The sequence below is a fragment of the Streptomyces sp. NPDC013457 genome, assembly GCF_043089925.1.
Lineage (GTDB): Bacteria > Actinomycetota > Actinomycetes > Streptomycetales > Streptomycetaceae > Streptomyces.
Window position 1 is genome coordinate 638,768 of the sequence record NZ_JBICBL010000001.1, and the last position, 22,231, is coordinate 660,998.

Here is a 22,231-nt window from a genome sequence, read left to right on the forward strand (position 1 = left end):
GACGTGCGCCGGCCCGCCGTCACCGGGGAGGTGACGGCGGGCCGGCAGGCCGGAAGCGCGGCGCGGGGGACCTACTTGGGCGCTCCGACCAGCTTTCCCTCGGGGGAGACGGCATACCAGGTGCCGCCCACACCCTGGCCGTTGGTGTCTCCGGGCTCCTCGTCGCCGGCGAAGGTGTAGAGGGGCCAGCAGTCGATGGTCTGCTGCTTGATGCCGTCGGGCCGGGAGAAGGTGACGAAGCCCTTCTTCGTGATGCCCTCGATGTCGTTCTTGTCGACGGGGGCGACAACCGGCCACTTCTCCAGGCAGGCACCGGTGCAGGCCGTCTTCATGGGCCAGGCGGAATCCTTCTTGAAGCGGTAGACCGTCATTCCTCGCGAATCGACCACGATCTCACCGAGCTTGGGATCCTTGTGCACCGAGAGCCCGGCCGCGTCCGTCACCGGCTCCTCCTCGGCGCCCTCCTCCGCGGCGCCGCCGTCGGCTCCCGCCGAGGCCTTCTTGCCGTCGGGGGCGGAGGCGAACCAGGTGCCGCCGACGCCCTGGCCGTTGACGTCTCCGGGCTTGGTGTCCTTGGCGTACCGGTACATCGGCCAGCCACCGAGCGTCAGTTGCTTGCTGCCGTCCGCGCGGGTGACCTCGCCCAGCAGTGAGGCGTCCACGCCGGCCGGGGCCTTGGCGCCCTCCGCACTCACCACGGGCCACGCCTTGACGCAGTCGCCCTCGCAGGTGGCCTTCGGCGGGGAGGCGGAGTCCTTGTCGAAGCGGTAGAGCGTGAAGCCCTCGCTGTCGGTGACCACCTTGCCGAGCTGCTTGGTGGACGCCACCGCCATCTGCCCGGCGGGCTCCGCCTCGCCGCCGCCGCTGTCGCCGTAACCCCCGGAGGCGTAACCGCCGGAGCTGTATCCGGCGTCGGCGGGGGCTTCGGCCGGGTTGGCGGCTCCCGCGGGCTGGCCGCCCAGTGTCTGGTCGCCCTGTTCCTGACCGCACGCCGTCGTCAGAGCGAGCATCGTCGCCGCCGTCAGTGCGAGCGCCGCGTTCCCCCAGGTCTTCATGTCAACTCCCGTTGCGTCATTGCTTGTCGGCGCAGCCTCCGCGGCCGCTTCACGGCATTGGATACGGGGCTCGGAGGCGTCGCACTCAACGGCGGCGAAGAAAACTTTCGGAGATCGTCAAACCACTGACGGCCGAGATCCCCTCCATCCGGGGAATCCGGCCCGGTTCCCGGCGTGCTGGGCCGGGGCTCTGATCATGCTCTTCGGCGTGCCTGTGTCTCTGTACGGATCTCACCTCGCGCGATCGCTGGCGGCCGCCGCGCTGCTGTGGCTGCTCGCCGCCCCGGCGCCCGCGGCCGCCGACGCCTGCGCCTACGCCGTGACCGGGCCGGGCGGCTCGAACACCTCGGTCGCGGGCACCGGTCCGGGCGGGTGTCCGCCCCCGCCGACCACCCCGCCGCCCTGTCCGGAGCCCACTCCGGAGCCGACTCCGTCGCCCACCCCGGAACCGACGCCGACGCCCACACCGGAGCCGACGCCCGAGCCCACACCGGAACCGACGAAGGAACCGCCCAAGGAACCGACGCCGCCGAAACCCACGCCGCCGCCCCCTCCTGAGCGGGCGGACCCCCCGCCTCCGCCACCACCGGCCCCGCCGAGCCGCGCTCCGGCCCCGCCACCACCGGCGCCCGCTCCCCCGCCGCCCTCACCGTCAACGACACCGTCGGCGCGTGCGCGACCGCCGGCACCCGCGCCCGCGCCCGTCGCCCTGCCCGAGTACCGCCGGACCGCCCGGCCCCAGCCCACGGGCGGGCCCTCGCTCGTCTCCCTGATGCTGCTGGTCACCGCCCCCGCGGTGCTCGCGACTGCGATCCTGCGCCCGCGCTCCCGCTGAGCCCGCCGAGCCCGCTGAGCCCGCTGAGCCCGCCGAAGGGAACACCATGTCCGAATGGCTCGTCCTGACCATCGCGATGGCCGCCGCGTGCGCGGTCGTCCTCACCATCGTCGTCATCAACAACCGCAGGGTCCCCGACGACGACGATCCCAGCGAGACCCCCGACGTCATGGAGTACATGACCATGATGATCGGCGTGATCTACGCGATCGTGCTCGGCCTCGCGATCGCGGGCGTCTGGGAGGCACGCGGCGCTGCCCAGGAGACCGTCCGCCAGGAGGCCCAGGCGCTGCACGAGATCTCGGCCCGGGTCGAGGTGTACCCGGCCGGCGTCCGGGACCGGATCCGCGCCGACGTCGACGCGTACGCCGCGTACGTGGTCGACGAGGAGTGGGACCACATGTCCGAGCACGGCGCACTCAGCGAGCAGGGCACCCGGCTGCTCGAACAGGTGCGCAGGAGCGTGACCGACTACCGGCCGGCGGACGACCACGAGGGGCAGGCGTACCAACCGCTCGTGGACCAGGTGGCCGTGGTGGACGACGCGCGTGGGGCCCGGGGGCAGAACGCGGGGGCGACCATGCCCGGGGTGGTGTGGTTCGGCCTGATCATCGGCGCGCTGGTGACGGTCGGGCTCATCTTCACCCTGCAGATCCGGCGCACCGGCCGGGAGCTCCTGCTCGCGGGGCTGTTCAGCGCGCTCATCGCCTTCCTGCTCTTCCTGATCTGGGACTTCGACGCGCCGTTCGGGCGCGGGATCTCGGCGACGGCCACACCGTTCACCGACCTGTTTCCGCACCTCACGCGGTAGCGGCGGCGCGCGACACGCCACCAGGGCCGTACGGGGGACATCGGTCCCCCATTCGCACGTCTGGGATCGCGGCTGTGGTAGTGCGCTCCTAGCGTCTGACGGTATCGAGGTGTATGCCCTGTCCTTGTGCGGAAACCGCTTCCGCGGCTGCTCCTCGGGGACCCGGAGGAACCCATGCGCGCGATACGTGCCGTGTCCACTGCCCTGCTGGGGGCGGCCACCCTCGCCCTGGCCGCTCCCGTCGCCTCCGCGGCGGACGGCGCACCCGCACCGAACCCCAAGGCCGCCGGAGCGAAGGCACCGGGCGATTTCGTCGTGACCCCCTCGCTGGTGGCGCCGGGCGGCCGGGTGACGCTCACCGCTCCCGGCTGCCGCAGTACGGCGATCGCGTCGGCGGGCATCTTCGACACGGTCACCATCGCCCCCGGGTCCTCGGCCACCGCCGTGGTGGACGCGGACGCCCGGCGCGGTGCCGTCTACACCGTGGCGTTCAACTGCACCGGCGGCATCACGGACACCGTCAACCTGACCATCAGCGGCACCACCGCCACGCCGACCACCAGCTCGACCATCCTCACCACACCGCGCGGTGTCCAGGGCGGTCTCGGCGGTTCGGTCGACGAGGTCGACAAGGTGATGCTGGCGGCCGGCGCGGGCCTCGTCCTCGCCGCCGCCACGGGAACCGTCCTCGTCGTACGACGCCGGGCGCAGCTCGACCGGGGCCGGCGGCACTGACGGCGGGGGCGATGTCCCCCGTACCGCTCACCACCGGCCTGCGCGAGCACGAACACCCACCGTCCCGCGGAACACACCGAGCCCGTCGCCCCCGAGTCCTGGATCCAGGACTCGGGGGCGACGGGCGTAGCGGGCCGACCGGGAGGTTCGGCGGTCAGGCCCTTCCGCCGCTCATACGGCGCCGGGCGATGAAGAGACCACCGCCGAGCGCTGCCGCGGCGACGAGCGATCCGCCGACCGCCATCTCCGTGGAGCTGGGCGCGAGCGAGCCGCCGAGGCCACCCTGCGCGCCCTGGCCGGCCAGGACGCGGAACGTCTGGGTGAGCGTGCGGCCGTTGCACTGGACGGCCAGGTTGTACTGGCCCGGCGTGGCGTGGTCGTGGATGCGGGCGGTGGCGGTGGACACCCCGTTGACGTTGCCGGAGAGGGTGACCGTCGGGAAGGCGTTGGACGTGACCCGGCCGCCGGGGCAGTTCCGGACGGAGATCGTGAGGATGCCGCCCTGGTGCACGGCGAACGGGGAGACCGTGACGCTGTTGGCCCCGTCACCGCCCCGGTCGACCTGGTGGGCGCTGACGGCCTGGGTGGGCCCGTGGGTGGCGGCGGCGAGAGGGGCGGCGAGCCCGACCGCCGCGAACGCGGTGGCGGTCACCGCCAGAGTGCGTGCAGCACGCATGGTTGAACCTCCAGTGGAAGACGCCCCAAAGCGGTGCTCCGGGAAGTTCGACGAGTACGCCTTCCATGACGAACCCTCACAAGCAGTGGCGAAGCGCGCATTTCGGCACTGGTCCACCCCGGTGAGGCGACACGCCGGGGAATCGCCCCCGAATCTGACGGAGCCGCAGGTCACAGGCCGTCAGGGTGATTGTCCGACGAATACTCGGATGGGTCATCGTCCGTGTCACCCGGCCGCCCCCGCACGCGAGGGGTTCGGGGCCCGCGGACCGCCTCCCGGCACCCGTCCGGCACCCGTCGGCCGCCCGGCCGCCACCCGTTCGCCCCGCTCTGATCGCCGGTCCGGCCCGCCGCCCTTACCGTTCTGACGACGCCACGAAGGGAGAACCATGCGCCCCAAGGACTTCAGCGTCTTCGAGCCCAGAAGGATGCGCCGGCCGTGGGGCGTCCTGACCCTCGTCATGCTGTCCGGTCTGGCGATGATGCGCAATGGAGTCGACGTCGAGGCCGGCCCGCCTCAGCCGGCGGCCGCCGCGGCGCTCGACACCCGTCTGACGGGCCCCGCGCCCCCCATGTCCGCCGGCGTGGAGGCCCTGCCCCAGGCTCCCGCCTCGCGCATCCGGATCGCTTCCATCTCGGTCAACGCGCCGATCATGGACGTGGGTCTGGACGCCGCCGGGTGGATCGAGGCACCGCCCCCGCAGGACCCCAACATGGCGGGCTGGTACCAGAACGGCATCGCTCCGGGTCAGCGCGGCACGGCCGTCGTCGTCGGACACGTCGACAACCAGGCGGGCCCCGCGGTCTTCTACGGCCTCGGCTCGCTGGAGAAGGGCCAGCACATCGAGGTGGAGCGGTACGACGGCCGGACGGCGGTCTTCGAGATCTACGGCATCGAGGTGTACGCCAAGAACGACTTCCCCGGGTCCGCGGTCTACGGCGACACGGGGGTACCCGAACTCCGGGTCATCACCTGCGGCGGCGGCTATTCCCGCGCGAACGGCTACGACGGCAACGTGGTGGTCTACGCCCGCATGATCGGATCCAACTGAGCGGTCGCCGCGTCCGCGCGAAGGCCCCCGGCGCCCGATGGCACCGGGGGCCTTCGCCTTACGGACTCAGCGCCGGGGCACGGTGATGCTGTAGCCGGCGTCGAGGAGTTCGGGCAGGTACCGCTTCAGCGCAGCGACGCTCTGGGAGCGGTCACCGCCCGCGTCGTGCGAGAGGACGACGACGCCGGGCGCCGCCCCGTCCAGCACCCCGCGCACGATGCTGCCGGTGCCCGGCTCCTTCCAGTCGAGGGTGTCGACGGTCCAGGCGAGCGGCTCCATGCCCAGCTCGGCGCCGATCTCGAACGAGTGCCGGTTCCACGCCCCGAACGGGGCGCGGTACCAGAGCGGAGCCGAGCCGAGGACCTTCTCGACCAGGTCGCTGGTGGAGCCCAGCTCGTCCCGGATGCGGGAGGGACGCAGCTTGGGCATCAGGGGATGGGACCACGAGTGGTTGCCGACCACGTGCCCGTCGGCGGCCATCTCCCGCAGCAGGTCCTGGTTCTCGACCGCCATCTCGCCGCAGACGAAGAACATCGCCCGGCAGCCGTACCGGCGCAGGGTCGCGAGGATCTCCGGCGTGTAGCGGGGGTCGGGGCCGTCGTCGAAGGTGAGCACCATCGAGCGGCCGACGCCGGACATCTTCAGGAACGGCCGCTGCCGGACCGGTGGGAGGGCCCGCCGGAAGGCGGGGGGCGCGTGCGCCGTCATCGGCTGGAGCCGGTACGAGGACGGATTCAGCCGCGCCCCCGCCTGCGGCCCCACGGCAGGGCCCGCTGGAGGCCCCGCCACCGGGCTGTTGCCGGGGGCCGGACGTCCCGCCGGTCCGGAGGCCTCCGGTGCGGTGCCCGGGGGCGCCGTGAGACGGTCCGACGAGAGGACTCCGACCGTGGCCGTGGCACCGAGGGCGGCGGCGATGCGCAGGATCGTCCGCCGCCCACTGGGCTTCTCATCCTTTTTCATGACTTATAGCTCGCACGGTCGAACACCGGCGTGGCTCATCCACACCGACGGCCCGCCCGAATGCACCCGTTGGGCGCACACCGCGGAGGCGGCCCCGGTGCGCTACTCCCCCATCACCAGACCGTCCTTCGCGGCGCCCCGGCCGAGGACGACGTCGCGGATGGAGTCCCGTACGGCGGTCACGGGTTCCCCTTTCCTGATCGCGGCGTTGAGGTTGACCACCCGGCCGCGGCCGGTGTCGAACCACTGCGGAAGGAACTCCGCCTTGGCGACCTCCCACCGCGCGCCGGTGGCGGCCGGCGGGGTGAAGGTGAAGCGCGCGAGGGTGCCCTGGTTGCCGCGGGGGTCGAAGGCGCCCTGGTGGTTGACCATGTCGCCGGCGATCTGGTCCCCCATCCCGTAGACGATCCAGGTGCCGTTGACCTTCTCGTACGCCTGCGGGACATGGGCGTGCGTGCCGAGGACGAGGTCGATGTCGGGCCGGCCGCCGCTCTTCGACGAGGTGAGGGACCGGCCCAGCGTGAGCTGCCGCCGGTCCGGGGCGGTCTGCCACTCCGTTCCCCAGTGGATGCTGACCACGACGACGTCGGCGCCGGCCTTCCGGGCGGCGCGGGCGTCGGCGACGATCTTCTCCTCGTCGATCAGGTTGACCGCCCACGGCTGCCCCGCGGGCAGGGGGTAGCCGTTGGTGTCATAGGTGTACGCGAGCTGGGCGACCGTGGCATCGCCCGCCCTGAGCAGCGTCGGGCGCGCCGCCTCCTCGGCGGTGCGGGCCGAACCGGCGTGCCGCACGCCCGCCTTGTCGAGGGCGTCGAGGGTGCGGGCGAGTCCGGCGGCGCCGTCGTCGAGGGTGTGGTTGGAGGCGGTGGAGCAGGAGTCGTACCCGGTCTCCTTGAGTGCCGGGGCGATCTCGGGCGGGGAGGTGAAGGCCGGGTAGCCGGTTGTAGGGCCCGCCCTCCGGTCCGTACACGGTCTCCATGTGGCAGATCGCCAGATCGGCCGCCGAGACGACGCTCTTGACGCCGGAGAACATCGGCCGGAAGTCGTATCCCCGGCCGTTCGCGTCGGCGGCTGCCCGGCGGATGATCGAATCGTGCGGCAGGACGTCGCCCGAGGCGACGAGGGTGAAACCGGTCCGGGCGGAGGCCCCGCCACCGACCGGCGAGGGGGCGGAGGGGCTCCCGGAGCCGGAACGGGCGGCGGGTGCGCCGATGTCGCCCGCGCAGCCGGTCACAGCCGCGAGCAGGACCGCCGCGAAGGCCGTCGCCCCGTGCTTCGTACGCTGGGTCATCTGCCAACTCCGCCCGATTCATAGGATAAAAAGCTTTCCTGATGAATTGATAGGGGATCATTGACCCAGTCAAGAGGTGAAGCCGCATATGGCGTAAAGCCTGCTTATTCGGATGAAACACCTCCGCCCCGACCGCTCATCGCACCATTCGCCGCTCGGTGCGACCGCTCGTCGCAGACGTCTGTCCGTTCCCTGTCCCTTGCCGCCCGCATGCGTTCGTATACGCCCCGGGACGACGAGCCGGCAGAAGAGGTGTGGAGCATGACGACGGCGACCGTGACGACGGGGAAGGCGACGACGGACGAGCGGGCCCTCGCGGAGCTGCAGCGTGACCACGGCCAGGCCCTCCTCGGCTTCCTGCTCGGGCTGACCTACGGCGACCAGCAGCGCGCGGAGGACCTGGTGCAGGAGACGCTCGTACGGGCCTGGCTGCACCCGGAGGCCTTCGACGGGCCCTACGACTCGATGCGCCCCTGGCTCTTCACCGTGGCCCGGCGCCTCGCCATCGACGCCCGGCGCTCCCGGCTCGCCAGGCCCGCCGAGATCGGCGACGGGATGCTCGCCGCCACGCCCGACCCGGCGGACGCCACGGAGTCGGCGGTGGCCGCGCTCGACGTGCGCGAGGCCGTCCGGGGGCTCAGCCCGGAGCACCGCGCGGTGCTGGTCAGCCTCTACTTCCGGGGCCTGACCGTCAACGAGGCGGCGGCCGACCTCGGCATCCCCGCCGGAACGGTCAAGTCCCGCTCGCACTACGCGCTGCGGCAACTCGGCCACCGGCTGCCCGACTACCGGCCGCGGCGACGCGCCGTTGCCCGTCAGCGGACCGTGGCAGCACAATGATCCCGTGACGCCGACGCTGACTTCCGCCGCCGCCGAAAAGGTACTCGCCGACAACTTCGCCCCCTGGGTGCTCGATCTGGGACTCTCCGTGGTCTCGGTCGACGGCCGGGAGGCGGTGCTGCGCCTTCCCTGGTCCGACCGGCTCGCCCGGGAGGGCGGCGGCCTGTCCGGCCAGGCGCTGATGGCCGCCGCCGACACGGCGACGGTGATCGCGGTCGCGGCGGCCCGCGGCGGCTTCGTACCGATGACGACGGTGCAGCAGTCCATCAGCTTCCAGCGGGCGGTGCTCGGTACGGACGTGCTGGTGCGGGCCCGGCTCACCAAGGCCGGCCGCCGTATGGCGTTCGCGGACATCACGATGACCGCCGACGGCACGGAGGAGACGGCCGCGCACGCGACGGCGGTGTACGCGCTCCTCGGCTGACGCACCGGTCCGTCGCACCGCCCCGACCGCCCCGGGCGTCTCCCCGCCCTCCTGGCGCCACACCGGCACCTATCCGGCGGAGAAACGTATCCGAAACCACACCGGCGAGTTGAGTAAAGAGCGACCCGCACGCGTCTTCCTCGGTGGAGGCTCGTGTTCGGGATCGCCGACCGACATGTCCGGGAGAAGGTGGGAGCGTTGCTGCCCGAGAGTACGAACGGCACCAGCGGGGGCGGACTCGCCGTCCCGATGGCGTGGCTGTGTGCCGAGTTCATAGCCGACGACCTGCTGCGCGCCGGCTGCCTGGTCGCGCCCGGCACGCTGGAGTACCGGGCCGGGCGCCAGACACTCGCGCTCACCATCCATCTCTGCGAGGGGGACGGGGCCTTGGGCGGAGCACGGTCCGCGGGCCGGCTCGACGAGTGGCTGTCCAGGACCGCCTACGACCACCCCTGGCCGCAGTGGGTCCGCGCGCGGCTCGCCGAGCGGACGCACGCGGGCGACGACGGCCCGGACCTCGCCATGGCCCGCGAGACCTGGCGCCTCCTGGAGGCGACGACGGTGCGAGCGGCCGACCTCGGCGGCCTCCCGCCGGCCGGACTCGGCCGCCTCCACGTCGACGAGTCGGCACATGTCTGGCTTCCCGCCTGGCAGTTGGGGGTCCCGCTCGGCCATCTGGCCCTGCATCTGTACTGACGAGTCCGTCGGACAGATGCAGACCGTTTCCGTGCGCAGTCGCCCGTCGGGGACCCGACGCCGTTCCGAGATTCCTGTCAGGGGCACCCGACAGCGGATACCGCTGGGCGCAACCTTCTATGCCGTGACCGATGCGGCCGATCTGGCAGCCTGCTCGATCCTCGCGCAGTAGGCGACGCGGGCTTCCTCATCGATCTGCATCTCATGTTCGGGGCGCATCCCGGTTCGCCCGTCGACGCCTTCACGCAGGATGTCGGCGTGTCCGGCATGCCGGTTGGTCTCGCTGAGGACGTGGACCATGACGGCAAACAGGTTCGTGTGGGGATGAGGCTCCGGCCACCACGGCACGTGGCCGGGGGCGTCGAGGGGAAGCTCGCTGATCGTCGCGTCCGAGTGTTGCCACGTGCGCCGATAGAACTCGGTGATCTGATCTCGGGTCTCGTCCTCGGTCGCCCACAGATCGCTGCCGTCGTGGTCCTGCCACCGGGGCAACGGTTCCGGGGAAGGGCGGTCGAAGACCTCGCCGAAATACCTGGCCTCCACGCTGGCCACGTGTTTGACCAGGCCGAGGAGGTTGGTCCCGGTCGCTGTCAAAGGTCGGCGGGCGTCGTATTCGGACAGACCCTCGAGCTTCCAGAGCAGCGCCTCGCGGTCCCGCCGCAGTCTCCTGTGCAGGTTGTCCTTCGCGAACTCATCGATCATGCGGCATCAGCCTGCCATGGGCTGCCGGTGGCCTCAAGACGCATGGCCCTTCCGCCACCGGAACCGGCGGGCTCCGACGAGAACCTGGTCCCGCGCGCCCCTCGATGGCCCCGGCCACCACCGGTCTCGCGGTCCACTACCACACCGCAACCGGCGATCCGGCTCCCGGCCACACGGACTAGGGGGCCGTCGGGTGCACCCCGGGACGGTACTTGGGGATCCGTACCGTCACCTTCATCCCCGCACCGATCCCTGTCTCGATGACGAGTCCGTGCTCCGCGCCGTACACCTGGCGCAGCCGTTCGTCGACGTTGGACAGGCCGATGCCCGAACCGGTGGGCCGCTCCCCCAGCAGGATCGCGCGCAGCACGTCCGGGTCCATGCCCACACCGTCGTCCTCGATCACGACCACCGCCTCCGAGCCCGCGTCACGGGCCGCGATCGTGACGCGGCAGACGTTCACGCTGTCCTCCAGGCCGTGCTTCACGGCGTTCTCCACGAGCGGCTGGAGGCAGAGGAACGGCAGCGCCACCGGAAGCACCTCGGGCGCGATCTGCAGGGTGACCTTGAGACGGTCGCCGAAACGGGCCCCGGCGAGCGCCAAGTACTGCTCGATCGCGCGCAGTTCGTCGGCGAGCTGAGCGAACTCCCCGTGCCTGCGGAAGGAGTACCGGGTGAAGTCGGCGAACTCCAGGAGCAGCTCCCGCGCCCGTTCGGGGTCGGTACGGACGAACGAGGCGATGGCGGCGAGGGAGTTGAAGATGAAGTGCGGGGAGATCTGGGCGCGCAGGGCCCGGATCTCGGCCTCCACGATCCTGGTCCGCGACCGGTCGAGCTCGGCCAGTTCGAGCTGGACGGAGACCCAGCGGGCGACCTCCGTGGCGGCCCGTACCAGCACCGCCGACTCCCGCGAGCCATAGGCGACGAGAGCTCCGAGGACGCCGCCCTCCCCGGTGAGCGGGGCGATCACCGCCCAGCGCAGCGGGCAGTCGACATCGGCGCAGCCGGTGTGCGCGGAGAGGCTGCGCCCCGAGCCCAGGATTCCGGCGACCTGCTCCATGACGTGCCCGCGGTGGTGGGTCTCGCCCGGTCCGTCCCAGGCGAGGACGTCGGACCGGTCGGTCAGGCAGAGCGCCTCCGTGCCGAGGAGCGAGCGAAGGTGCCGGGCGGCCTTGCGCGCGGTGTCCTCGGTGAGGCCGGCGCGCAGCGGCCGGGCGGCGAGCGAGGCGGTGTGCAGGGTGGTGAAGGTGGCCCGCTCGACGGGGGTGCCGAGATCGAGGTCGGCCGCCCGGTCGCCGCGGCGGGCGGCGAGTCGCCCGAGGGCGAAGCCGACGGCGAGGAGTACGGCGCCGACGGCGGCGGAGGCGGCGACCGCGATCCCGCTCACCGCTCGGCCCCCCTCGCCCCGGGCTCGGGGCGCAGCTCGTGACGCACCGGCTCCGGGCGGGCCGTCAGCTCCTCCGGCAGGTGCAGCCGGGCCAGGAGTGCCGAGGTACCCGCCGGGATGTGCCGGGGGGTGGCGAGCGACACGAGGATCATCGTGAGGAAGCCCAGCGGCACCGACCAGACCGCCGGCCAGGCCATCAGGGTGTGCGGCCAGCCCTCGTCGGGCAGGCCGGCGCGGGTCGCCATCACGGCCGTGAGCGCGGATCCGCCGCCTAGCACGAGCCCGGCCATGGCTCCCGGCGGGGTGAGCCGGCGCCACCAGATGCCGAGGACGAGGAGGGGGCAGAAGGAGGAGGCGGAGACCGCGAACGCGAGGCCGACCGCGTCCGCGACCGGGACCTTCGAGGCGAAGACCCCGGCGGTCAGCGGTACGGCGGTGGCGAGGAGAGTGGCGAGCCGGAAGTGCCGTACCCCCCGCGAGGGGAGCACGTCCTGGGTGAGGACTCCGGCGACCGCCATCGTCAGCCCGGAGGCCGTGGAGAGGAAGGCGGCGAAGGCTCCGCCGGCGAGCAGCGCGCCGAGGAGGTCGCCGAGCACACCGCCGAGCATCCGCTCGGGCAGCACGAGCACGGCGGCGTCGGCGGCTCCGGTGAGCGCCAGCTCGGGGGCGTAGATGCGGCCGAGCGCCCCGTAGACCGGTGGCAGCAGATAGAACGCGCCGACGAGTCCGAGGACGACGAGCGTGGTGCGGCGCGCCGCCCGGCCGTGGGGGCTGGTGTAGAAGCGGACCGCGACGTGGGGCAGTCCCATGGTGCCCAGGAAGGTGGCGAGGATCAGCCCGTACGTGGCGTAGAGCTGGTGGCCGTCGCGCCCGCCGGCCAGCGGCTGGGACCAGCCGAGGGGGTCGGCTCCGGTGGAGGCCCGCGCGGGGACGGGCGCGCCCCGGGGGAAGGCGAGTTCGGTGCCGCCGTCCACGCGGTGGGCGCCCTCGTCCAGGGTGACGGACCCGCCGTCGTACGGAAGGTGGTCGACGCGGCCGGTGACGGTGAGGGTGAGCGGGGCGTCGAGCTCGATCCGTACGGTGTCGGCGACCTTCACGGTGGTGTGCTCGCGGAAGACGGCCGGGGCGTCGAAGCGGACGCGCGGCGCGTCGTCGCCGAACCAGGCCGCTGTCAGGAAGAGGGCGGGCACGAGCAGGGCGGTGAGCTTCAGCCAGTACTGGAAGGCCTGGACGAAGGTGATGCTGCGCATGCCGCCCGCGGCGACGATGCCGGTGACGACGAGGGCGACGAGGAGGCCGCCGACCCAGTCGGGTGCCCCGGTGAGGATCTCCAGAGTGAGGCCGGCGCCCTGGAGTTGCGGGAGCAGGTACAGCCAGCCGATGCCGACGACGAGCAGGCTCGCGAGCCGGCGGGCGGGCGGGGACTCGAGCCGGGCCTCGGCGAAGTCGGAGAGTGTGTACGCCCCCGAGCGGCGCAGCGGGGCGGCGACGAGGACGAGCAGGACCAGATAGCCGGCGGTGTAGCCGACCGGGTACCAGAGCATGTCCGGGCCCTGGACGAGGACGAGGCCCGCGATGCCGAGGAAGGAGGCGGCGGACAGGTACTCGCCGCTGATGGCGGCGGCGTTGAGGCCGGGCCGTACGGTGCGCGAGGCGACGTAGAAGTCGGAGGTCGTACGGGATATCCGCAGGCCGAGGGCGCCGATGAGCACGGTCGCCAGGACGACGGCGGTGACGGCGGCCACCGCGTAGGTGTGGTTCACGTCCGGCCCCCGCGCTCAGCGGCCCTCGACGAGGCCGGTGAAGTCGCGTTCGTTGCGCTCGGCCCTACGGACGTACCAGTGGGCGACGGCCCAGATGACGGGGTACACGCCGACGCCGAGCGCGATCCAGACGAAGGCCTCGGGCGCGGGGAGCGCGAGCAGCAGGGGCAGCGGTCCGACGCAGAGGGCCAGCGCGCCGAGCGCGGTGAGGGCGGCCCGCAGCTGGCTCCGCATGAGCGAGCGGACGTAGGTGTGACCGAGGGTGCTCTGCTCGCTGATCTCCGAGCGGGCGGAGCGAGGCGCGGGTCCTCCCGGCCGGAGGCCGGTGGAGGTCGGGGGGCCGGGGAAGCGCTGCCGGGGCGGTCCGCTGTCACGGAGCGCGGAGGCACGCGTGACCGTCTCGCGCCGGGGCCGGCGCGGCGGTGGTTCCTCGGACGTCGGTGTCCGCTCCGGCATGGCTCGACCTCGCAGGGGCTGTGGAGTGCACGGAGTCTACGCAGCGGCGCTCACGCACGGTAGAGGCGTACGGCTGGGCCGCCGGCGGCAGAGGCGGGGCGCGCCCGTCCGCGGTGACGGCGCGCCGGGTCAGCCGCCGGCGCGGCGCATGAGGAGGTCGCGCAGCTGGCGGGCGTGGCGACGGCTCACGGCGAGTTCGGTGGAGCCGAGCCGGACGGAGGTGGCACCGCCGTCGAGCCGGAGTTCGTCGATGCGGGCGAGTGCGACGAGGTGGCTGCGGTGGATCCGGACGAAGCCACGGGCCGCCCAGCGCTCCTCGAGGGTGGAGAGCGGGATGCGGACGAGGTGGCTGCCCTCGTCGGTGTGCAGGCGCGCGTAGTCGCCCTGCGCCTCGGCATAGGCGATGTCGTCGACGGCCACGAACCGGGTGACGCCGCCGAGTTCGACGGGAATCTGCTCGGGGGCCGCGACGGCGGCGGGGGCGTGGCCCGCGGTGGCGTGGGCCGCGGGGGCGTGCACCAGCTCGCGGACGCGGCGGACCGCCTCGGCCAGCCGCTCGCGCCGCACCGGCTTGAGGACGTAGTCCACGGCCTTGAGGTCGAAGGCCTGCACGGCGAATCCCTCGTGCGCCGTGACGAAGACGATCAGCGGCGGCCGGGCGAAGCCGGCGAGCAGCCGGGCGAGGTCGAGGCCGGTGAGCCCCGCCATGTGGATGTCGAGGAAGACGACGTCGATGGCCTCGTCCCCGTCGGGCCCGGCCTCCAGCGCCCGCCCGATCCTGCGCAGGGCCCCGGTGGCGTCCGTCGCCCCCTCGGCGCTGCGGATCCTCGGATCGGCACGGAGAAGGTAGAGCAGTTCCCCGAGGGCCGGCTCTTCGTCGTCGACGGCCAGTACGCGCAGCATGCGGCGGAGTCTAGGGGAAATGACTATTTGAGGAACTTGGACGTGCGGCGGTCGGCGAGGGGGGTGCCGCCGGTCTGGCAGGTGGGGCAGTACTGGAGCGAGGAGTCCCGGTACGAGACCTCGCGGATGGTGTCCCCGCAGACCGGGCAGGGTTCGCCGGTCCTGCCGTGGACCCGGAGCCCGCTCTTCTTCTCGGCCTTGAGTCTGCCCGCCGCGACCCCGTGCGAGCGTTCGACGGCCTCGCGCAGCGTGGTCCGCATCGCCTCGTAGAGGACGGCGGTCTCGGTCTCGGTCAGGTTCTGGGTGGGTTTGAAGGGCGACATCTTCGCCACGTGCAGGATCTCGTCGCTGTACGCGTTGCCGATCCCGGCGATCAGGCTCTGGTCGCGCAGGGCGCCCTTGAGCTGGCGGCGTTCCCCGGTGAGCAGGGCGGTGAAGGCGGCGAGGTCGAAGTCCCCGGCGAGCGGATCGGGGCCGAGCCGGGCGACGCCGGGTACGTCCTGGGGGTCCCTGACCAGATGGACGGCGAGGCGTTTGGTGGTGCCCGCCTCCGTGAGGTCGAAGCCGTCGCCGCCGGTGAGCGCGGTCCGCAGGGCGAGCGGTCCCTTGCCGGGGCGGGGGACGCCGGAGGGCAGGGGGTCCTTCCACTGGAGCCAGCCCGCGCGCGCCAGATGGACCAGGAGGTGGAGCCGCCCCGCCGCGCCGTCGGTGGCGATGTCCAGGAACTTGCCGTGCCGGGCGACCCCGGTCACGGTGGCGCCCTCGACGGCGCTCAGAGGCGGGTCGTACGTCTTGAGCACGCTGATCGCGACGGGCAGGGCGCGGGCGATCTCCTTGCCCACCAGGTGCTCGTCGAGGAACTCTCGCAGGGCTTCCACCTCGGGCAGTTCGGGCATGGCTCCACCCTGCCGCAGCCGCCGTCCGGCCGCGCGTTCAGCCGGCCCCGCCGAGGGGCCCGCGTCCGACGGGGAGGCCGGCACCCTCGAGGAGGTCGAGTTCGGCGGAGAGCGCGGTGGCCAGCGCGTCGAGGTCGGGGACGGCCTTGCCGTCGGCGACCAGGCCGACATGGACGCGGCCGCCGTACGGGGACATGGCGACGGCGAGCGCCTGGCCGCGGGCGAGCGGGGCCATCGGGAAGAGGGTGCGCAGGGGTGCTCCGCCGAGGGAGAGGGCCGAGCGGGGCAGCGGCACGTTGGTGACGAGGACGTCGAAGAGGAGCCGCGCCGCTCCGGAGGCCAGGGGTGCGCCGAAGCGGTGGGCGAGCGGAGGCAGTTGGTCGGCGAGCACGGCCACGGCCCCGGCGCCCCGCATGGGGCCGACGGCCTTGTTGCGGTCCATGGCACGGCGTACGTCGGCGAGCCGGACGGCGGGGTCGGGCTCGGTGACCGGCAGGCTGAGGAGGTAGGCGGAGAGGCTGTTTCCGGAGGCCGCGGGGGATCCGGGCCGTCGGCGCGAGACGGGGACCAGGGCACGCGGGTCGGCGCCGGGGAGCGGTTCGCCGCGCCCGTCGAGCCAGCGGCGCAGGCCACCGGCGACCACGGCGAGGAGGACGTCGTTGGCGGTGCCGCCCGAGGTCCGGCGGATCCGGTGGACGCGTTCCAGGTCGAGGACGGCCGTGGCGACCCGCCGGGTGCCGCTGGAGTCGGCGGCGAGTGCGGCCGTGGCGGGCGGGTCGAGCCGGCCGGCCCGGGCGACCGAGGCGCCGACGACGGAGGCGCCGACCTCGACGGCCCGGCCGAGGTCGCCGATGCGCTCGCGGGCGGCGCCCACGATCCGGCCGGGACCGGGGAGCCAGGAGCGCGGCGGTACGGCGACGGGACTCCGCCGCCCGTCCGCGTTGTCGCCTCTGGTGCCCGCCTTCCAACCGGTACGGCGGGCGAGAGCGGCGATCTCGTCGAAGATGCCGGCGCCGATGGCGACGGCCCGCATGCCGTCGGCGAGGGCGTGGTGGAGCTTGACGAGGACGGCGAAGGAGCCGTCGGGCGCACCGGTGAGCAGGTACATCTCCCAGGGCGGCAGCCCCCGTTCGACCGGCCGTTCCATCAGCTCGCCGGCCAGGCGGGCGGTCTCGGCGCCGAAGTCGGCGCCGGGCAGTGCGATCTCCCGTACGTGACGGCGTACGTCGAAGTGCTTGTCGGTGGCCCAGGCGGCCCCGCCGACGGGCAGCAGGACGTCGCGGACCCGCATCCGCAGGCGCGGGATGGCGGCGGCGCGGTCTCCGAGGAGGTCGAGGACGGCGGACGGGTCGCCGTCGCCGGGAAGCGGGCCGAAGTGCGCGAGGGCGCCCAGGTGCATGGGGTGGTCGGCGGATTCGAGATGCCAGAAAGCCAGGTCGAGAGGTGCCAGAAGCTGACTGCTCAAGAGATCCCCATGTCCTCAGGTGGCGGAAACCGGGTGGCGGAAACCAGGGTGGCGGACACCGCAGTCAATCGCGTGCGCTCCGTTACGGTCAAGTACGATCTATGTACGCAGAGTTAACAATGAATTCGCACCAGACGCACTTTCCGCTGCCTCGCGATTCGACGCCCCAGACGTCCGAGATGCGGTCCACGAGCATCAGACCCCGCCCGGAGACGCCCGCCTCGCCGGCCTCCCGGCGCCGGGGCAGGGCGCTGGAACGGTCCTCCACCTCCACGCGGAGCCGCCGTTCCGGACCCGCCAGCATGCGCAGGGTCACGATCGCTCCGCCGTCGGTGTGCATCAGCGCGTTGGTGATCAGCTCGTCGGCGGCCAGCTCGATCTCGTCCGAGCGCTCCCCCGCTCCCCAGGCCCGCACGGCCGCACGGATCATGTGCCGGGCCGACCGCAGCGCCTCCGGATCGCTCTGCGCCACGTGCTGCTGGAGCCGGCCGCCCGACTGCGGGAAGTACGCCCCCTGCCGCCGCAGCAGCAGAAGCGCCATGTCGTCCTCGCCGCCCCGCTCGTCCACGACCTCGCAGAGGTGGTCGGCGAGCGGCTGGAGGTCGCGCGGCCCTTCCTCCACCAGCGAGGAGAGCCACCGCAGCCCGTCGTCGAGGTCGGAGCCGGGCTTCTCGACCATCCCGTCGGTGTACAGCAGCAAGGTCTGCCCGGGGGACAGCCCCAGCGTCGTCGACGGGTAGTCGAGCCGGTCGAACTCGGCCGACAGGCCGAGGGGCAGCCCGCCGTCGACGGGCAGCCGGCGGCAGCTTCCGTCGGTGTCGAGGAGCAGCGGGTCGACATGGCCGGCGCGGACGACCTGCATGGCGCCGGTGGTGAGGTCCGCCTCCACGTACGTGCAGGTGGCGAAGCGGTCGGTGTCCAGCTCGTGGAGGAAGACCGAGGCCCTGGCCATCACCGTCGCGGGCGTGTGGCCCTCGGCGGCGTAGGCGCGCAGCACGATCCGCAGCTGCCCCATCACGGCGGCGGCGTGGGTGTCGTGTCCCTGGACGTCTCCGATGACGGCGCCGACCCGGCCGCCGGGCAGCGGGATGACGTCGTACCAGTCGCCGCCGATGTCCCGGCCGAGACGTGCCGAGCGGTAGCGGACCGCTATCTGGGCGCCGGGCACGTCGGGGATGCGGCGCGGCAGCATCGCCTGCTGGAGCCCCTCGGCCAGGTCGTGTTCCTGCTCGTAGAGCATGGCGCGCTGGAGGCTCTGCGCGATGCTGCTGCCGAGTGCCACCAGCAGGTTGCGTTCGTCGGGGCTGAAGCCGGTCCGGTCGCTGTAGAGCAGCCCCAGCGCGCCGATCGGCCGGGCCTGGGCGATCAGCGGGAGGTAGGCGGCCGAGGTGATGCCGAGTCCGCTGATGTGGGGCCACAGGATCGGGTACGACGCGGCGAAGTCGTCCGGCGACTCGATGAACCGGGGTCTGAGGGTCCGGATCACCTCGCCCATCGGGTACGGCTCGTCCACCCGGGTGAACCGGGTGCCGGGCACGAAGGCGCCCTGGGGGCCCTCGGCGACGAGGTGGATCCGGCCGGCCTCCATGAGCCCCATGACCAGGCTGGTGGCACCGAAGGACTCCAGGCCGTGCGAGTCGTTGAGGAGGTCGATGACGTCCTGCACCGTCCGGGCGTGGGCGAGGGCGGCCGTGGTGGACTCCACGACGCTGGTGCGCTCGCGCCTGCCCTCGTCCAGACCGAGCCGGACGGCCTGCTCGCTGACCTCCTCCGAGGCGTCCCGGACGATGCCGACGATCCGGACGGGACGGCCGGTCTCGTCCCGCAGGATCTCCCCCTCGGTGTGCGTCCAGCGGGGTGTGCCGTTCCGGGTGCGGACGCGGAAGTAGGCGCCGTAGTGGTGGCTGCCGTCCTTGAGCGCGTGGGAGACGAGGGTGTCGAGCTGCCTGCCCTCGTCGGGCCCCACACGGGAGGAGAGGGTGGCGGGGTGGCCGTCGTACTCGTCGCGGCTGATGTCGAAGACCCGCAGGGCACCCTCGTCCATGGTCATCAGGCCCGCGACGAGATCCCAGTCGAAGCTGCCCATGCGGAACGCCCGACCGTAGTCACGGAGGAAGCAGCACGTCACACCGCCCGTGCCCGATTCGCAGCGACAGGGCTCCGTCGACTCGCCGCCCCCGCTACCCGCGCTCATGTGGCCACGCTAGGCGCAGGCCCGGCCGCTCGCACGGCGGAGATCACGCCTCAGCCCTCGAACGTCTCCGGCTGCTGGGGCGCGGTCTCCACCGGGAACAGGTCCTCGAAGGAGGGCGCGTCGGACTCGGGCTCCGGCTCGGGCCGCGGCTCCACGGGCGGCTCCGACCAGGTCGGGGTGGGGCAGCCGGGCGGGACCGACGGGTCCGGGGTGGTGGTGTCCGGGGACGCCGTGTCCGGCGTGCCGTTCGGATACGGGTCGTACGACGGGCACTCGGTGGTCGGCGGCGCCGGCGGGGACACGTCTCCGGGAGGCGTGGAGCCGTCGGGGCGCGTCGGCTCGCCGCGGTCGGGCTCGGGCGAGCCGTCCGTGACCGAGGGGGACGGCACGGGCGTCGGCGTTCCGGTGAGGTCGCACGCGGCGGGGTCGCAGGGCGGGATCACGGCCGGGTGGGTGTCCCGCTCGCCGCCGGTGCCCGTCTTCCGCTCGATCCAGGTGCTGTCGACGATGTTCACGATGACCAGGCTGGTGACGACCGTCGTCGTCGGCCGGATGACCACGACACGGTCGGGGTGGTAGCCGGACCAGGGCTGCCCCCGGTGGGTGGCGCCCTGGGCGGCGACCGGTGAGCGCAACGGGTTTCCGCAGGCGCAGCGCACGCGCGGCGTGCCGTACCGGTCGACGAGGACCGCCGTACCGGCCTGGAGGACGGACTGGTACGCGGTGACGCCTCCGTCGCGGTAGCCGTGGTTGGTGACGCGGGTGTCGGCGCGCAGGACGACGGCCGTGAGGCCGCGCAGCCAGCCGGCGACACCGGCTTCGGGGATGCCCGCCGACTCGGCGAAGGCACGGGTCCTGTCGCCGTCGCGGGTCAGGAGCCCGGCCTGCCGCTCGACGTCGCAGCTGGCGACCGCCCGGGTTCCGCCGTAGAGCCCGGGTGTGGATCCCGTGACCTCGCGGATCGCTCCGCCCGTGGAGCTGCCGGGCGGGGCCGTTGCGGCCGGGGACGGGTCGCCGGCCCGGGCCGTGGAGGCGGTGAACGGGTCGGGCCCCTGGTCGGCGACCGGCTGCAGGAAGACCTCCGGGGAGGCGGCGGCGGTCCGGTCCGGGGCGGCGCCGCCCTCGCCCGCGCCGTCGCCGGCCGAGCAGCCCGCGAGGAGCAGCGCCAGGGCCAGCACTCCGACGGCCGGTGCGGTGACGTGGGGCCGTGACGACCGGCGCATGGGTGAGCGCACGTGGATCTCCCGCCTCTTCCACCCCGAGACATTCCTTCATGTCTGTCGCACCGGGGCCTCGGCGGCAAGCGGAGCGGGGCCGAGCGGGGGAAGCCGGCCGAGAAGAAGACTTGAACACGTTCAGTCGAGGCCCTAGTCTCTGGTGCAGCAAGTTTGAACACGTTCAATCAGGGGGTGGAGCGGCCCATGTCCGTGCTGGTCGGCCTCATCGTGATGCTGGGCATGTTCGTCGTCCCGGCCGGCCTCGGACTGGTCGACGGACCCCGGCCACACGGCCTCCTCCTGCTCCGGCGCGCCTGGCCACTGCTCGCCCTGCCCGGAGCCGTGGCCCTCTGGCTCCCCCGCTCCCCCACCACCGCAGCGCTCGCCGCCGTCTACGCGTTGGCCACGCTCGCGCTGGCACTCTGCGCCCCGGCCCGGCTCTCGGTGCTCCTCCGCCCGCCACCCACCGGGAGGGGGCCCGGCGGTCTCCGGGCCCTCGCCCCCTCGGAGGTCGCCGTGCTCACCGCGCTCGTGACCCCGTCGGTGGCGGGACTCGCGCTCGTCGCCGAACGGGCGGGCCACGAGCTGCTGGGCTTCGACCTCGACATCCTGGCCCTGACCGTGCCCCACTTCCACTTCGCGGGCTTCGCCGCCGCCCTGGTGGCCGGCCTGGTCTGCCGTACGTCCGACGGACCCGCCACGCGCTTCGCCGCGCTCAGCGTCCCGCTCGGCACGCTGCTCGTCCTGGCCGGCTACTTCGTCGACGACTGGGCCGAGCTCGCCGGGGCGGTGGTCCTCACCGCGGGGATGTGGGCCGTCGCCCTGGCCACCTGGCGCGACCTGCGGATCGGCGCCCCCGACCGCGTCACCCGCGGGCTCCTCGCCGTCTCGGCCGTCGTCCTCGTGGCGACCATGCTGCTCGCGCTCAGCTGGGCGCTCGGCGAGGCCACCGGACTTCCCCACCCGAACCTGACCTGGATGGCCGCGACCCACGGCCTCGGCAACGCCCTCGGTTTCGCTCTCTGCTCGCTGCTCGCCTGGCGCCGCCTGCGGGCGACCGCCCCCTCGAAGGAGACCGCACCATGGCCCGTCTGATACGCGACCTCGCCACTCCGGCCGCCGCTCCCCTGAACTACCGCGAGGTCGGCGCCACCGCGCGCGACGTCCTCCCCGGCGGGTACCACCACCTCCACCACATGGTCCGCGTCGGCCGGGGCCGGGACGCCTTCGAGAGCGCCGGGGCCGCCGTCACGACCTGGCGGATGCACCGCGCCTCGGGCGCCCAGGTCCGCAGCCGGGCCGTCCGCGCCGAACCCGGCGCCTTCGTCGAGGTCTCGGTCGGCGTCGGTCCCGTCCGCCTCGGCGCACCCTGCGAGGTGATCTGGACGGCGTACGAGCGGGACCGCATCGGCTTCGCGTACGGCACCCGCGCCGGACACCCCGAGAGCGGCGAGGAGTCCTTCGTCGTCGACCTCCACCCCGACGGCACGGTCTGGTTCACGGTCACCGCCTTCAGCCGCCCCGCCACCTGGTACACACGCCTCGCCGGCCCTCTCGTCCCCGCCCTCCAGCGGGCCTACGCACGCCGTCTCGGCCGCACGCTCGCACGGGTCGTCGCGGGGCGCGCCACGGGATGACACCGGGGTTACGCTCCCCTTGTAGGCAGATGTTCCGACCCGGGAGGCTTGCCGTGGGCCAGGACCAGTACGACATGTACAGCACTCCCTCGCAGGCCGAGGGCGAGCGACTGGAAGAGGACATGGACGCGCTCCAGCGGGACCACCGGCACCCCGCGACGGCCCGCACCACGCCGTCCCAGGCGGAGGGCGTGCGCGGCCGGGACGAGGACGAGAAGGGCTGACACCCGCTCCGTC

The 22,231-nt window shown here is 73.2% G+C and carries 22 protein-coding genes and 1 pseudogene; 9 read left to right on the forward strand and 14 right to left on the reverse strand.

The features are described 5' to 3' along the window. Positions 1-71 precede the first annotated feature (71 nt). Positions 72-1,055 carry an SCO0930 family lipoprotein gene (locus ACF1G2_RS02810; RefSeq protein WP_391796507.1) on the reverse strand — a complete coding sequence of 328 codons (984 nt, stop codon included), beginning with the start codon at positions 1,053-1,055 and terminating at the stop codon, positions 72-74. A 312-nt stretch (positions 1,056-1,367) separates the two neighbouring features. Next, positions 1,368-1,841: a hypothetical protein gene (locus tag ACF1G2_RS02815; protein ID WP_391796508.1), complete on the reverse strand. Its 474-nt coding sequence runs from the start codon at positions 1,839-1,841 to the stop codon at positions 1,368-1,370. Between the two features lie 95 nt (positions 1,842-1,936). On the opposite strand from ACF1G2_RS02815, the gene ACF1G2_RS02820 reads away from it, so the two are divergent. Both ACF1G2_RS02820 and ACF1G2_RS02825 read left to right on the forward strand, forming a co-directional pair. Further along, the gene (locus tag ACF1G2_RS02820; RefSeq protein ID WP_391796509.1) at positions 1,937-2,701 is read left to right on the forward strand and encodes a hypothetical protein; all 765 of its coding nucleotides are present in this window, start codon (positions 1,937-1,939) and stop codon (positions 2,699-2,701) included. A gap of 174 nt (positions 2,702-2,875) precedes the next feature. Continuing rightward, a complete protein-coding gene (locus tag ACF1G2_RS02825) occupies positions 2,876-3,436 on the forward strand; it encodes a hypothetical protein (protein ID WP_391796510.1) in 561 nt (186 codons plus the stop codon). A gap of 154 nt (positions 3,437-3,590) precedes the next feature. Here ACF1G2_RS02825 and ACF1G2_RS02830 read toward each other — a convergent pair whose 3' ends face one another. Beyond that, a complete protein-coding gene (locus ACF1G2_RS02830; RefSeq protein WP_391796511.1) occupies positions 3,591-4,112 on the reverse strand; it encodes a hypothetical protein in 522 nt (173 codons plus the stop codon). A 388-nt stretch (positions 4,113-4,500) separates the two neighbouring features. Between ACF1G2_RS02830 and ACF1G2_RS02835 the strand changes: the two genes are divergently transcribed. Next, positions 4,501-5,163, forward strand: coding sequence for a class F sortase (locus tag ACF1G2_RS02835; RefSeq protein ID WP_391796512.1), 663 nt, complete (start codon positions 4,501-4,503; stop codon positions 5,161-5,163). A 66-nt stretch (positions 5,164-5,229) separates the two neighbouring features. Here the strand turns inward: ACF1G2_RS02835 and ACF1G2_RS02840 are convergent, their stop codons facing one another. Together ACF1G2_RS02840 and ACF1G2_RS02845 are read right to left on the reverse strand one after the other, a co-directional pair. Continuing rightward, a complete protein-coding gene (locus ACF1G2_RS02840; protein ID WP_391796513.1) occupies positions 5,230-6,123 on the reverse strand; it encodes a polysaccharide deacetylase family protein in 894 nt (297 codons plus the stop codon). Between the two features lie 102 nt (positions 6,124-6,225). Beyond that, positions 6,226-7,414 (reverse strand): annotated as a pseudogene (locus tag ACF1G2_RS02845) (CapA family protein). 276 nt (positions 7,415-7,690) lie between these two features. On the opposite strand from ACF1G2_RS02845, the gene ACF1G2_RS02850 reads away from it, so the two are divergent. From ACF1G2_RS02850 to ACF1G2_RS02860, 3 genes are all read left to right on the forward strand, one after another. Beyond that, entirely contained in the window at positions 7,691-8,254 is a 564-nt protein-coding gene (locus ACF1G2_RS02850) for a sigma-70 family RNA polymerase sigma factor (protein ID WP_391797020.1), read from the forward strand. A 4-nt stretch (positions 8,255-8,258) separates the two neighbouring features. Further along, positions 8,259-8,678 carry a PaaI family thioesterase gene (locus ACF1G2_RS02855; RefSeq protein WP_391796514.1) on the forward strand — a complete coding sequence of 140 codons (420 nt, stop codon included), beginning with the start codon at positions 8,259-8,261 and terminating at the stop codon, positions 8,676-8,678. 198 nt (positions 8,679-8,876) lie between these two features. Further along, positions 8,877-9,374, forward strand: a complete 498-nt coding sequence (locus ACF1G2_RS02860) for a hypothetical protein (protein WP_391796515.1) — start codon at positions 8,877-8,879, stop codon at positions 9,372-9,374. Between the two features lie 117 nt (positions 9,375-9,491). Here ACF1G2_RS02860 and ACF1G2_RS02865 read toward each other — a convergent pair whose 3' ends face one another. The 9 genes from ACF1G2_RS02865 to ACF1G2_RS02905 form a co-directional block, all read right to left on the reverse strand. Next, positions 9,492-10,076, reverse strand: a complete 585-nt coding sequence (locus ACF1G2_RS02865) for a DinB family protein (RefSeq protein WP_391796516.1) — start codon at positions 10,074-10,076, stop codon at positions 9,492-9,494. A 178-nt stretch (positions 10,077-10,254) separates the two neighbouring features. After that, positions 10,255-11,463, reverse strand: a complete 1,209-nt coding sequence (locus tag ACF1G2_RS02870) for a sensor histidine kinase (RefSeq protein ID WP_391796517.1) — start codon at positions 11,461-11,463, stop codon at positions 10,255-10,257. Next, complete coding sequence (locus ACF1G2_RS02875) at positions 11,460-13,226, reverse strand: cation acetate symporter (protein ID WP_391796518.1); 1,767 nt, start codon at positions 13,224-13,226, stop codon at positions 11,460-11,462. The genes ACF1G2_RS02870 and ACF1G2_RS02875 overlap by 4 nt, the downstream gene beginning before the upstream one ends. A 15-nt stretch (positions 13,227-13,241) precedes the next feature. Continuing rightward, positions 13,242-13,682 carry a hypothetical protein gene (locus tag ACF1G2_RS02880; protein ID WP_391796519.1) on the reverse strand — a complete coding sequence of 147 codons (441 nt, stop codon included), beginning with the start codon at positions 13,680-13,682 and terminating at the stop codon, positions 13,242-13,244. 129 nt (positions 13,683-13,811) lie between these two features. Further along, positions 13,812-14,585: a LytR/AlgR family response regulator transcription factor gene (locus ACF1G2_RS02885; protein ID WP_391796520.1), complete on the reverse strand. Its 774-nt coding sequence runs from the start codon at positions 14,583-14,585 to the stop codon at positions 13,812-13,814. Positions 14,586-14,608: 23 nt separating this feature from the next. Then, entirely contained in the window at positions 14,609-15,481 is an 873-nt protein-coding gene (locus ACF1G2_RS02890) for an Fpg/Nei family DNA glycosylase (RefSeq protein ID WP_391796521.1), read from the reverse strand. A gap of 37 nt (positions 15,482-15,518) precedes the next feature. Next, positions 15,519-16,946 (reverse strand): wax ester/triacylglycerol synthase family O-acyltransferase, encoded by a 1,428-nt coding sequence (locus tag ACF1G2_RS02895; RefSeq protein WP_391796522.1) that lies wholly within the window; start codon positions 16,944-16,946, stop codon positions 15,519-15,521. 88 nt (positions 16,947-17,034) lie between these two features. Further along, positions 17,035-19,140, reverse strand: a complete 2,106-nt coding sequence (locus ACF1G2_RS02900) for a SpoIIE family protein phosphatase (protein WP_391796523.1) — start codon at positions 19,138-19,140, stop codon at positions 17,035-17,037. A 50-nt stretch (positions 19,141-19,190) separates the two neighbouring features. Beyond that, the gene (locus tag ACF1G2_RS02905) at positions 19,191-20,375 is read right to left on the reverse strand and encodes a DUF6777 domain-containing protein (RefSeq protein WP_391796524.1); all 1,185 of its coding nucleotides are present in this window, start codon (positions 20,373-20,375) and stop codon (positions 19,191-19,193) included. 186 nt (positions 20,376-20,561) lie between these two features. Between ACF1G2_RS02905 and ACF1G2_RS02910 the strand changes: the two genes are divergently transcribed. The 3 genes from ACF1G2_RS02910 to ACF1G2_RS02920 are packed head-to-tail and all read left to right on the forward strand — an operon-like array spanning position 20,562 to position 22,218. After that, positions 20,562-21,452 (forward strand): YndJ family protein, encoded by an 891-nt coding sequence (locus ACF1G2_RS02910; RefSeq protein ID WP_391796525.1) that lies wholly within the window; start codon positions 20,562-20,564, stop codon positions 21,450-21,452. Beyond that, positions 21,440-21,994, forward strand: coding sequence for a DUF1990 family protein (locus tag ACF1G2_RS02915; protein WP_391796526.1), 555 nt, complete (start codon positions 21,440-21,442; stop codon positions 21,992-21,994). The genes ACF1G2_RS02910 and ACF1G2_RS02915 overlap by 13 nt, the downstream gene beginning before the upstream one ends. 53 nt (positions 21,995-22,047) lie before the next feature. Continuing rightward, positions 22,048-22,218, forward strand: a complete 171-nt coding sequence (locus ACF1G2_RS02920; protein WP_391796527.1) for a hypothetical protein — start codon at positions 22,048-22,050, stop codon at positions 22,216-22,218. Positions 22,219-22,231: the final 13 nt, after the last annotated feature.

Excerpts from the sequence above, each read along its gene's own strand:
- ACF1G2_RS02810 (WP_391796507.1), bottom strand. The coding sequence starts at position 1,055 with ATGAAGACCTGGGGGAACGCGGCGCTCGCACTGACGGCGGCGACGATG.
- ACF1G2_RS02820 (WP_391796509.1), top strand. The coding sequence starts at position 1,937 with ATGTCCGAATGGCTCGTCCTGACCATCGCGATGGCCGCCGCGTGCGCG.
- ACF1G2_RS02825 (WP_391796510.1), top strand. The coding sequence starts at position 2,876 with ATGCGCGCGATACGTGCCGTGTCCACTGCCCTGCTGGGGGCGGCCACC.
- ACF1G2_RS02830 (WP_391796511.1), bottom strand. The coding sequence starts at position 4,112 with ATGCGTGCTGCACGCACTCTGGCGGTGACCGCCACCGCGTTCGCGGCG.
- ACF1G2_RS02835 (WP_391796512.1), top strand. The coding sequence starts at position 4,501 with ATGCGCCCCAAGGACTTCAGCGTCTTCGAGCCCAGAAGGATGCGCCGG.
- ACF1G2_RS02840 (WP_391796513.1), bottom strand. The coding sequence starts at position 6,123 with ATGAAAAAGGATGAGAAGCCCAGTGGGCGGCGGACGATCCTGCGCATC.
- ACF1G2_RS02865 (WP_391796516.1), bottom strand. The coding sequence starts at position 10,076 with ATGATCGATGAGTTCGCGAAGGACAACCTGCACAGGAGACTGCGGCGG.
- ACF1G2_RS02880 (WP_391796519.1), bottom strand. The coding sequence starts at position 13,682 with ATGCCGGAGCGGACACCGACGTCCGAGGAACCACCGCCGCGCCGGCCC.
- ACF1G2_RS02885 (WP_391796520.1), bottom strand. The coding sequence starts at position 14,585 with ATGCTGCGCGTACTGGCCGTCGACGACGAAGAGCCGGCCCTCGGGGAA.
- ACF1G2_RS02890 (WP_391796521.1), bottom strand. The coding sequence starts at position 15,481 with ATGCCCGAACTGCCCGAGGTGGAAGCCCTGCGAGAGTTCCTCGACGAG.
- ACF1G2_RS02900 (WP_391796523.1), bottom strand. The coding sequence starts at position 19,140 with ATGAGCGCGGGTAGCGGGGGCGGCGAGTCGACGGAGCCCTGTCGCTGC.
- ACF1G2_RS02910 (WP_391796525.1), top strand. The coding sequence starts at position 20,562 with ATGTCCGTGCTGGTCGGCCTCATCGTGATGCTGGGCATGTTCGTCGTC.
- ACF1G2_RS02915 (WP_391796526.1), top strand. The coding sequence starts at position 21,440 with ATGGCCCGTCTGATACGCGACCTCGCCACTCCGGCCGCCGCTCCCCTG.